The sequence below is a fragment of the Falsirhodobacter sp. 20TX0035 genome (genome assembly GCF_028307215.1).
Lineage (GTDB): Bacteria > Pseudomonadota > Alphaproteobacteria > Rhodobacterales > Rhodobacteraceae > Falsirhodobacter.
The window spans coordinates 66,142-75,669 of the sequence record NZ_JAQMHV010000013.1 but is presented as its reverse complement, the minus strand read 5'-3'; the positions used below and the strand labels follow the sequence as shown (position 1 = coordinate 75,669).

Genomic DNA, 9,528 nt, shown 5'->3' with positions numbered 1-9,528 from the left:
ATGATGCGCGATTCGATCACCACCGCCAAGACGTTGTCCGAAGCCCTCCCCTATCTGCAACGCTATGCGGGGGCGGTCGTTGTCGTGAAGTTCGGCGGCAACGCCATGGGGGACGAGGATGCGATGGCCGAGTTCGCGCGCGACATCGTGCTGATGCGGCAGGTGGGCCTGAACCCCGTCGTGGTGCATGGCGGGGGCCCGATGATCAACGACCTGCTGGCCCGGCTGGGGATCAAGTCGGAATTCGTGCGGGGCAAGCGCGTGACCGACAAGGCCACCGTTGAGGTGGTGGAGATGGTGCTGTGCGGCCTCGTCAACAAGCGCATCGTGCAGGCCATCAACGACCAGGGCGGCCGCGCGGTCGGCATTTCGGGCAAGGACGACGACCTGATGGTGGCCGTCGCGGACGATCCGGAGCTGGGCTTCGTCGGCAAGCCGGTGGAGATGAACGTGCAGGTGCTGCGCGACCTGTACGCTGCGGGGATGATCCCGGTCGTGGCTCCCGTCGCGACGGGGATGGAGGACAACGAGACGTTCAACGTCAACGGCGACACCGCCGCCGGCGCCATTGCCGGCGCGCTGCAGGCCGACCGCCTGCTGCTGCTGACCGACGTGTCGGGCGTCAAGAACAAGACAGGCGAGGTGGTGACCCAGCTGACCCCGGACGACGTGCGCGCCATGATCGAGGATGGGACGATCGCGGGCGGCATGATCCCGAAGACCGAAACCGCCCTGCAGGCGATCGAGGAAGGCGTGCGCGCCGTCGTCATCCTGGACGGCCGGGTGCCCAACGCCTGCCTTCTGGAACTGTTCACCGACCATGGCGCGGGTTCCATGATCCGCACGACGGAGCCGCGCGTGAAGCCGCGGATCCGTTGATGCGCCGCCTGATCCTGATCCGGCACGCCAAGTCCGACTGGGACGATCCGCTGCTGACCGATCACCAGCGCGTGCTGGCCCGCCGGGGCCGGGACGCCGCGCCCAAGATCGGGGCCTGGCTGGCCGCGCAGGGCGTCCGGCCGGACGAGGTACTGTGTTCGGACGCCACACGCACGCAGGACACTTGGGCGCTGATCGCGCCGTTCCTCGGGGACGTGGCGCCGACGCTGATCCCGGCGCTGTATCATGCGGGGCCGGACACGATCCTGTCGCAGCTGCGCCGGGCGACAGGACAGGCCGTGGCGATCATCGGCCACAATCCGGGGTTGGGAGAGTTCGCGGGCCTGATGGTGCAGACCCGTCCTGCCCATGACGGCTTCGAGCGGTTCCCCACTGCCGCCGCGTTGGTCGCGGAGCTTCCGGTGGAGGACTGGTCCGAGGCGGGCTATGCCATGGCGCGTCCCGTGGCCTTCACGGTGCCGCGGGACCTGTAAGCAAAAAGCGCCCCGCGGGGCGCTTTTCTTGTTTCAGTGGCCCAGGATCTGGCTCAGGAACATCTTCGTCCGCTCCGACTGCGGGTTGTTGAAGAACTCCCTCGGGGTGTTCTGCTCCACGATCTGGCCTTGGTCCATGAACACCACGCGGTTCGCGACGGCTTGGGCGAAGCCCATCTCGTGCGTGACGCACAGCATGGTCATCCCCTCCTCGGCGAGGGAGATCATGGTGTCCAGCACCTCCTTGATCATCTCGGGGTCGAGGGCGGAGGTCGGCTCGTCAAACAGCATGATCCGCGGCTTCATGCACAAGGACCGCGCGATGGCCACGCGCTGCTGCTGGCCGCCCGACAGCTGTCCCGGATACTTGTGCGCCTGATCCGGGATCTTCACCTTGCGCAGGAAGTGCATGGCCGTCTCCTCGGCCTCTTCCTTCGGGACCTTGCGGACCCAGATCGGCGCCAGGGTGCAGTTCTCCAGGATGGTCAGGTGCGGGAACAGGTTGAAGTGCTGGAACACCATCCCGACCTCGGACCGGACGGTGTCGATGTTCTTCAGGTCCGATGTCAGCTCGGTCCCGTCCACGACGATCTGGCCGGACTGATGCTCTTCCAGCCGGTTGATGCAGCGGATCAGGGTGGACTTGCCCGACCCCGAAGGCCCGCAGATCACGATCCGTTCGCCGCGGTGCACGGTCAGGTTGATGTCGCGCAGGACGTGGAACTGGCCGTACCACTTGTTCATCGCGCGGATCTGGATCGCGATCTCGTCGCTGATCTTCATGTGGCTTGGGTCGATGGCGCGTTCGATGGTTTCCATGACGTGCTCCTTAACGGTGATCGCGTTTCAGGCGGCGCTCCAGGTGCATGGAGTAGCGCGACATGCCGAAACAGAAGAGGAAGAAGATGGCGCCGACGAAGATGTAGGGCTCCCAGTAGATGCCCTTCCAGTCGGTGGAGGCGCGGACGGCGTCGGTGATGCCCTTCAGCGGGTCCAGAAGGCCCACGAAGATCACCAGCGTCGTGTCCTTGAACAGGCCGATGAAGGTCGACACGATCCCGGGGATGGAGATCTTCAGCGCCTGCGGCAGGATGATCAGCCGCTGCGCCTGGAAATAGTTCAGGCCCAGCGCGTTCCCCGCCTCGTACTGGCCGCGCGGCAGGGCCGCCAGACCGCCCCGGATCACCTCGGCGATGTAGGCCGCGGCGAACAGCGTCACCATGATGATGACCCGCAGGATGATGTCGAAGTTCGTCCCCGGCGGCAGGAAGTAGTTCAGCAGCAACGAAGCCGTGAACAGCAGCGTGATCAGAGGAACCCCGCGGATGAACTCGATGAAGCAGACCGACATCGTCTTGATCAGGAACATGTCCGACTGCCGACCCAGCGCAAGCATTATGCCGAGCGGCAGGGACAGCGAGATGGCCGCGACGCCGATCGTCAGCGACAGGACGAAGCCGCCGAACCGGTCGGAACGCACCATCTCCAGCCCCAGCGGAAGGGCGGAGGTCAGCGCCTCGTTCACCGGACCTGCAAGGAACAGCCACCAGACCAGCGCGGCGACGATGCCGCCCAGCAGGGCCAGCAGGGGCGAACGCCGTTGCAACACGCGCCAGACAGCGTAGCCGATCACGAAGCCCAGGATGGCGACCACCGGCAGCCAGATCGACCCGCCCCACAGCAGCCAGAAGCCGAGGAAGGGATACAGGACCGAGAACACCATCAGCCGGCGCGGCACGCCCGGGAACAGGACGGGGGCCAGGGCGACGAACAGCAGGACCAGCGCCGTCACCGGCCGCCAATACAGGTTGGACGGATAGAAGCCGAAGAGGAACTGCGGCCAGCGTTCGCGGATCATGGCCCAGCAGGCGCCCGTGGCGTCGGGGCCCCAGCGGTCCGCAACGATCTGGCGGCATTCCGTGAGGGTATTCGCGTTCCAGACGCTGTGCAGGAACCACGGCGCCATTTCCTTCACCAGCACGAACAGCGCCAGAAGGCCAAGAAGGGTCAGCACCGTGTTCACCCAGCCGGAGAACAGGTTCTCGCGCAGCCAGCGGACGGCGCCGGCCTGGCCGGCCGGGGGTGCGGCCTGCGGCAGCATCGTGTCGCGGACGAAGGGCACGGTTTGGGCGTGGGTGTCGCTCATCTCAACGCTCCTTCAGGCGAATGCGGGAGTTGTAGACGTTCATCCCGCCCGAGATGATCAGGCTGATGGCCAGATAGATCAGCATCATCAGCAGGACGCATTCCAGTTCCCGTCCGGTCTGGTTCAGGGTGATCCCGCCCAAGGTGCCGCGCAGGTCCAGATAGCCCACGGCGATGGCGAGCGAGGAGTTCTTGGTCAGGTTCAGGAACTGCGAGATCAGCGGCGGCACGATGACGCGCAGCGCCTGCGGCAGGATCACGAGGCTCATGGTGCGGCGGGGGCGCAGGCCAAGGGCAAAGGCCGCCTCGCTCTGGCCGCGCGACACGGCCAGGATGCCGGCGCGCACGATCTCGGCAATGAAGGCGCCGGTGTAGAAGGACAAGGCCAGCCACAGCGCCATGAACGAGTTCGGGACGTTGATGCCGCCCGTGAAGTTGAAGCCCGACAGCGACGGCACCAGCAGATGCGTGCCCAAGACCCACAAAAGCAGCGCGATCGGCAGGACGACGATCAGCAGCGACTTCCACCACGTGCTGGGACGGCGGCCGGTCGATTCCTGCACCGCACGGGCGCGCGCCTTCAGGCGGTGGCGGACGTAGAAGCTGGCCGCCAGCACCACGACGATGGCCGCAAAGGTCAGGTTCAGCGAGAAGAGGCCGAGGTCCAGCGTGCCGAAGCCGCGCTCGACCGCAACATCGGGGATGGCGGTGTAGCGGTTCGTGACGGCGAACAGGCCCAGCAGCATGCTCTGCCCATCCTCGCCGCGGAAGGCGGCGGGCGTGGGGGAGGCTTCGCTGAAGACGGTGTAGAACAGCAGAATCCACAAAAGGACGGGGACGTTGCGGAACATCTCCACATAGACCGTCATCAGGCGGGCCACGAGCCAGTTGGACGACAGGCGCAGCACGCCGACGATCACCCCGATCACGGTGGCCAGTGCGCAGCCCATGACGGCGATCAGCAGCGTGTTCAGAAGCCCGACCAGCATCGCCTGCGCGTGGGTGCTGTTCTGGGTGTAGGGGATCAGGTGCTGGGCGATGTCATAGCCCGCGCGCACCCCCAGAAAGCCGAAGTCGAAATCCTTGCCCAGCGCCGAAAGGTTGCGCACCGTGTTGTCGATCAGCCAGGCGGCCGCCGCGACGAAAAGGGCAAAGACCACGATCTGGATCGTGAGCGAGCGGTAGCGCGTATCGTAAAGCAACATGCTCGGCCGAAAGGAATCCTTCGGCTTCTCCACGGCATTGGCCATGAGCATCCCCCTGTTTCGGACCTTCCGCCATGTGGTGGCGATGTTACGCCGCGGAGGTCCCTGTTGGTCTGTGGGCAGGGGCGCGCGACGGCGCCCCTGCGGGTAGAGGTTTTAGCGGAAGGGGGGAGCGTAGAGCAGGCCGCCTTGCGTCCACTGGGCGTTCAGGCCGCGGGCCAGACCGATCGGGGTCGCTTCGCCGACCGTGGCTGCGAAGATCTCGCCATAGTTGCCACCCACGGCGATGGCGCGCTTGGCCCAGTCGTTGTCGAGGCCCATCATCTCGCCCAGGTTGCCCTCGACGCCCAGCAGGCGGCGCACTTCGGGGTTCTGCGAGGACGAGGCCAGCTCGTCGAGATTGGCGGAGGTGACGCCGTATTCCTCGGCGGCGATCAGCGCGTTCAGCGTCCAGCGGACGATGTCGTTCCACTGGCTGTCGCCCGAACGCGTGGCCGGCCCCAGAGGCTCCTTGGAGATGATCTCGGGCAGGATGATGTGGTCTTCGGGCGTGGCGAGCGAGGCGCGCGTGGCGGCAAGGCCCGAGGCGTCCGTCGTGTAGGTGTCGCAGGCGCCGGCCAGATACTGCTGCTCACCCTCGGCGTTCGACTGCACGGCGACGGGGGTGTAGGTCATGCCGTTGCTGGCGAAGTAGTCGGCCAGGTTCAGCTCGGTCGTGGTGCCGGTCTGGATGCAGACGGTGGCACCTTCCAGTTCCTTGGCCGAGGTCACGCCCAAATCCTTGCGGACGATGAAGCCCTGGCCGTCATAGTAGTTCACGCCCGCGAAATCGAGGCCGAGGTCGGTGTCGCGCGAATAGGTCCAAGTGGTGTTGCGGACCAGGAGGTCCACTTCGCCCGAGGACAGGGCCGTGAAGCGCGTCTCGCCGGTGGTGGGAACGAAGCGCACCTTGTTGCCATCGCCCAGAACGGCGGCGGACACCGCGCGGCACAGCGCCACGTCGAAGCCGGACCAGGTGCCGTTCGCGTCGGGCGCGGCAAAACCGGTCAGGCCCGGGTTCACGCCGCACAGAAGTTCGCCACGGGCCTTCACGTCGTCCAGCGTCGCGGCCGAAACAAAGCTGGCCGCAAGGCCCGCCATCGTCAGCGAGCCAAGAAACAGAGTCTTCTTCATGCTTACCTCTTCCTGATGAACCGCAGCGCCGGCGGCCTTCACTTACGCCCGGACCTGAGCGCGCCTCTCCACTTTCAGACGGGAGTTTTCCGCACGTCAAGCCAGCCATTCAGGTCGGTTTGCCGAATTCGTCAGCAACCCCCCGGATACGCGTATCTATTGAGCAAGATTGTCACCGACACAATAGAAAAATCGTTCTGCCTCAAGGAAGCTCTTCAGCCGCAACTCGGTTGCTTCGGCTGCATCCTCGTCATGGCCCCACACTTCCGCCTGGAAGGTTTCGTCCAAGCGGGACAGGGCAAATGCCTCGGCGCCGGTCAGATGCCCATGCGCCACGGCCAGTCCGAGGAGCAGGGATCCGGACATCGCCACCAGATCGTGCAGGGCCACAAGCTGGAACGGCGTGCAGCCCGCAACCTGTTCGCGCAGCCGTTGCAGCGATTCGGGCGGCTGGGCGCAGGGAATCACCCCCGCCGTCACGATCAAGGGCGCGTGCAGGCGGGTGGCGGCCCAGCGCAGAACCTCGTCCCAGACCTGCTGGCGGCGGACCAGTTCCGCCGGCCCTTCGGCGCGGTAGCACAGAAGATCGGTGGCGCCGTACTTCGCCACCTCCCCCACGACTGCGTCGAACTGGGGCGTCACCTTGTCGAACGCCGAGTTGGCGCGCCGGGTGGCGGGCATGAGGTCGGGCCGCACCTCCCGCTCCTGCGCCTGCCACTCGGCGGCGATCTCGCGGGCCAGCGCCTCGCTCGGCAGGATCAGGGGGGTCTTGGCGGGCGTGCGCACCGGGCGGCCGTCCAGAAGCACGGCAAAGCCCGCGCCTTCGGGCCGCACCGTCACATCGCTCCAGAACCGCTTGGGCGCCCAGCTCATCCGAACACCTCGAACGGGTCGGCAGGGACGTCATCCGGTTTCATGTCCAGCATCTTGAAGGCGCGGTCCATGTGGTCGGGCAGTTCGGCCACGAAGGTCATCTCCTTTTTCAGGATCGGATGCTCGATCGTCAGCTGGCGGGCGTGCAGGTTCAGCTTGCGGCTCATCTCGCCGCCGATGCCGCCACCCCAACCGTCGCCCTGATTCTCCTGCCCGCCGCCGCCATACTTGCCATCCCCAAGGATCGGGTGCCCGATCTCGGCCATGTGGGCGCGCAGCTGGTGGGTGCGGCCCGTCACCGGCTCCAGCGCCATCCAGGACATGCGGGTGGCCAGGAACCACAGCACGAAATAGTCCGTGTGGGCGCGCTTGGCGTCCGGGTGGTCGTTCATCTTGGCGGGATGGACGCAGACCATCTTCTCGTCCCGGCCGCCGGCCTTCATCAGGCCGTACTTGATCGAGCCCTTCTTCGGGTTGGGCACACCGGCGACCAGCGCCCAGTAGATCTTGCGGGCGTTGCGATGGCGCAGCGCCTCGGACAGCGCCCGCGCCACGCGGTCGGTGCGGGCCAGCATCAGGACGCCCGAGGTGTCCTTGTCCAGCCGGTGCACCAGCTTCGGCTTGTCCTTGTAGCCGAACTTCAGCGCTTCGGCCAAACCGTCGACATGGCGGTTCCCCTGCCCCGAACCGCCCTGGCTCGGTAGTCCCGGCGGCTTGTTCAGGACGATCAGGTGTTCGTCCTTGTAGATGACCGCGTCCTGGATCATCTGCGCGTCGGCGTTGGTGATGCGCTGCGGCAGGTCGCGCCGGTCGTCGTTGGGATCGGGCAGCGGGGGCACGCGGACGGTCTGCCCCGGCTCGATCCGGTCCGAGGCCTTGGCGCGGGCGCCATCGACACGGATCTGGCCCGTGCGGCACATCTTTTCCACGGCCCCTTGCGTCACATGCGGAAAGCGGCGCTTGAACCACTTGTCCAGCCGCTGTTCGCCTTCGTCCACCGACACGGTCAGATTCTTCACGCTCATCCGAGCACCCCTTTTGCCAAGGCCGCTCCGGCCAGCACCGCCAACAATGACAGGATCACGGATGCGCCCACATAGGCGATCGCGGCCTGCACCTGCCCCCGTTCCCACAATCTCATCGCGTCCAGCGAAAAGGCCGAAAACGTGGTGAACCCGCCCAGCACGCCGGTCAGAAGGAAAGGCGAAAACCGCTGCCCGCCCTTCATCGCCAGCGTTGTGGCCAGTCCTCCCATGATCGCACAGCCGAGGATGTTGATCACCAGCGTTCCCCAGGGAAAGCCGGGGGCGATCCGAAGGGCCGCCATGTTGACCAGATAGCGCAGCGAGGACCCGATGGCCCCGCCCGCCGCGACATATCCAACTGTCAGGAGCATCGGCGCTGTCTCCGTTCCCGCTGCCGGATTGTCAACCTTCGCCGGTCCGTTTCGCCCGCAGCTTGGCGAAATACTCGACCCGTTTCTTCAGTTCACGCTCGAACCCCCGTTCGGGCGGCAGATACCAGACCGGACGCTTCATGCCTTCGGGGAAGTAGTTCTGCCCGGAAAAGCCGTCCTGCTGGTCATGGTCGTAAGCGTAATCGGCCCCGTATCCCATGTCGCGCATCATCTTCGTGGGCGCGTTGCGGATATGCAGGGGGGGCGGTTCGCTGCCCGTCTGCTTGGCTGCGGCCTTGGCCGCCTTGAAGGCAGTGTAGACGGCGTTCGACTTTGGGGCGAGCGAGAGGTGCACCAGGGCCCCCGCCAGCGCCAGTTCCCCTTCGGGGCTGCCCAGACGTTCGTAGGTGTTCCACGCGTCCAGACAAATGCGCTGCGCGTCTGGATCGGCAAGGGCAATGTCCTCCACCGCCATGCGGGTGATGCGGCGGGCAAGGTAGCGGGGATCCTCCCCCCCTTCCAGCATCCGCGCGAACCAGTAGAGCGCTGCGTCCGGGTCCGACCCCCGCACTGATTTGTGCAGGGCAGAGATGAGGTTGTAATGCTCCTCTCCGTTCTTGTCGTATTTCGCGGCGCGGCGCATCAGGCGGGCCGACAGCGCGGGCTTGTCGAGGATGCGGTCCAGCTTCCACGCACTCACCTGCTCGATCAGGTTCAGAAGGGCGCGGCCGTCGCCATCCGCCATCTCCAGCATCGATTCGCGGGCGGGCCCGTCCAGCGGCAGGGCGTGGCCCATCTCCTGCTCGGCCCGCTGGGCGAGGCGTTCGAGGTCGGCCAGCGTCAACCGTTCCAGCACGATGACCTGCGCGCGCGACAGAACGGCGGCGTTCAGCTCGAAAGATGGGTTTTCGGTGGTGGCGCCGACCAGAAGGATGGTGCCATCCTCCATGTGTGGCAGGAAGCTGTCCTGCTGCGCCTTGTTGAAGCGGTGTATCTCATCCACGAACAGAAGGGTCCCCTGCCCGTTCCGCCGCCGCAGCTTGGCGGCTTCGAACACCTTCCGTAGTTCGGGCACGCCGGCAAAGATCGCGCTGATCTGCACGAAGGCCAGATCCGTTTCATCGGCCAGAAGGCGGGCGATGGTGGTCTTGCCCACGCCGGGCGGACCCCACAGGATGATGGAGGACAGGCTGCCGGCGGCGAGCATGGCGCCCAAGGGGCCGTCGGGCGACAGGATCTTGCCCTGCCCCACCACCTCGGACAAGGCGCGCGGGCGCAGGCGGTCGGCCAGCGGACGGCGGTTGTCCGACGGGGTGGCTTCGGGAAGGGTGTCGAACAGATCGGCCATACGCCCAAGATATGT

Annotated in this window: 10 protein-coding genes; 2 read left to right on the top strand and 8 right to left on the bottom strand. The window is 66.1% G+C overall.

The window, feature by feature from the left end:
* Window positions 1-879 carry an acetylglutamate kinase gene (argB, locus tag PIJ50_RS13420; protein ID WP_271975951.1) on the top strand — a complete coding sequence of 293 codons (879 nt, stop codon included), beginning with the start codon at window positions 1-3 and terminating at the stop codon, window positions 877-879.
* A complete protein-coding gene (locus PIJ50_RS13415; RefSeq protein WP_271975939.1) occupies window positions 876-1,373 on the top strand; it encodes a SixA phosphatase family protein in 498 nt (165 codons plus the stop codon). The genes argB and PIJ50_RS13415 overlap by 4 nt, the downstream gene beginning before the upstream one ends.
* 33 nt (window positions 1,374-1,406) lie before the next feature.
* On the opposite strand, the gene PIJ50_RS13410 is transcribed toward PIJ50_RS13415, so the two are convergent.
* From PIJ50_RS13410 to PIJ50_RS13375, 8 genes are all read right to left on the bottom strand, one after another.
* Window positions 1,407-2,192 (bottom strand): amino acid ABC transporter ATP-binding protein, encoded by a 786-nt coding sequence (locus PIJ50_RS13410; RefSeq protein ID WP_271975938.1) that lies wholly within the window; start codon window positions 2,190-2,192, stop codon window positions 1,407-1,409.
* Window positions 2,193-2,202: 10 nt separating this feature from the next.
* Complete coding sequence (locus PIJ50_RS13405) at window positions 2,203-3,519, bottom strand: amino acid ABC transporter permease (protein ID WP_271975937.1); 1,317 nt, start codon at window positions 3,517-3,519, stop codon at window positions 2,203-2,205.
* 1 nt (window position 3,520) lies between these two features.
* Complete coding sequence (locus PIJ50_RS13400; protein WP_271975936.1) at window positions 3,521-4,768, bottom strand: amino acid ABC transporter permease; 1,248 nt, start codon at window positions 4,766-4,768, stop codon at window positions 3,521-3,523.
* Window positions 4,769-4,879: 111 nt separating this feature from the next.
* Window positions 4,880-5,896 carry an amino acid ABC transporter substrate-binding protein gene (locus PIJ50_RS13395; protein WP_271975935.1) on the bottom strand — a complete coding sequence of 339 codons (1,017 nt, stop codon included), beginning with the start codon at window positions 5,894-5,896 and terminating at the stop codon, window positions 4,880-4,882.
* Between the two features lie 156 nt (window positions 5,897-6,052).
* On the bottom strand, window positions 6,053-6,769 hold the full coding sequence (locus PIJ50_RS13390) for an ATP12 family chaperone protein (protein ID WP_271975934.1): 717 nt from the start codon (window positions 6,767-6,769) through the stop codon (window positions 6,053-6,055).
* Window positions 6,766-7,794: an RluA family pseudouridine synthase gene (locus PIJ50_RS13385; RefSeq protein ID WP_271975933.1), complete on the bottom strand. Its 1,029-nt coding sequence runs from the start codon at window positions 7,792-7,794 to the stop codon at window positions 6,766-6,768. The genes PIJ50_RS13390 and PIJ50_RS13385 overlap by 4 nt, the downstream gene beginning before the upstream one ends.
* On the bottom strand, window positions 7,791-8,165 hold the full coding sequence (gene crcB / locus PIJ50_RS13380; protein WP_271975932.1) for a fluoride efflux transporter CrcB: 375 nt from the start codon (window positions 8,163-8,165) through the stop codon (window positions 7,791-7,793). The genes PIJ50_RS13385 and crcB overlap by 4 nt, the downstream gene beginning before the upstream one ends.
* Before the next feature lie 31 nt (window positions 8,166-8,196).
* Window positions 8,197-9,513, bottom strand: a complete 1,317-nt coding sequence (locus PIJ50_RS13375) for a replication-associated recombination protein A (RefSeq protein WP_271975931.1) — start codon at window positions 9,511-9,513, stop codon at window positions 8,197-8,199.
* Between the last annotated feature and the right edge of the window lie 15 nt (window positions 9,514-9,528).

Coding starts and splice junctions, on each gene's coding strand:
- PIJ50_RS13405 (WP_271975937.1), bottom strand. CDS start 3,519: ATGAGCGACACCCACGCCCAAACCGTGCCCTTCGTCCGCGACACGATG.
- argB (WP_271975951.1), top strand. CDS start 1: ATGATGCGCGATTCGATCACCACCGCCAAGACGTTGTCCGAAGCCCTC.
- PIJ50_RS13400 (WP_271975936.1), bottom strand. CDS start 4,768: ATGGCCAATGCCGTGGAGAAGCCGAAGGATTCCTTTCGGCCGAGCATG.
- PIJ50_RS13375 (WP_271975931.1), bottom strand. CDS start 9,513: ATGGCCGATCTGTTCGACACCCTTCCCGAAGCCACCCCGTCGGACAAC.
- PIJ50_RS13385 (WP_271975933.1), bottom strand. CDS start 7,794: ATGAGCGTGAAGAATCTGACCGTGTCGGTGGACGAAGGCGAACAGCGG.
- PIJ50_RS13410 (WP_271975938.1), bottom strand. CDS start 2,192: ATGGAAACCATCGAACGCGCCATCGACCCAAGCCACATGAAGATCAGC.
- PIJ50_RS13390 (WP_271975934.1), bottom strand. CDS start 6,769: ATGAGCTGGGCGCCCAAGCGGTTCTGGAGCGATGTGACGGTGCGGCCC.
- PIJ50_RS13395 (WP_271975935.1), bottom strand. CDS start 5,896: ATGAAGAAGACTCTGTTTCTTGGCTCGCTGACGATGGCGGGCCTTGCG.
- crcB (WP_271975932.1), bottom strand. CDS start 8,165: ATGCTCCTGACAGTTGGATATGTCGCGGCGGGCGGGGCCATCGGGTCC.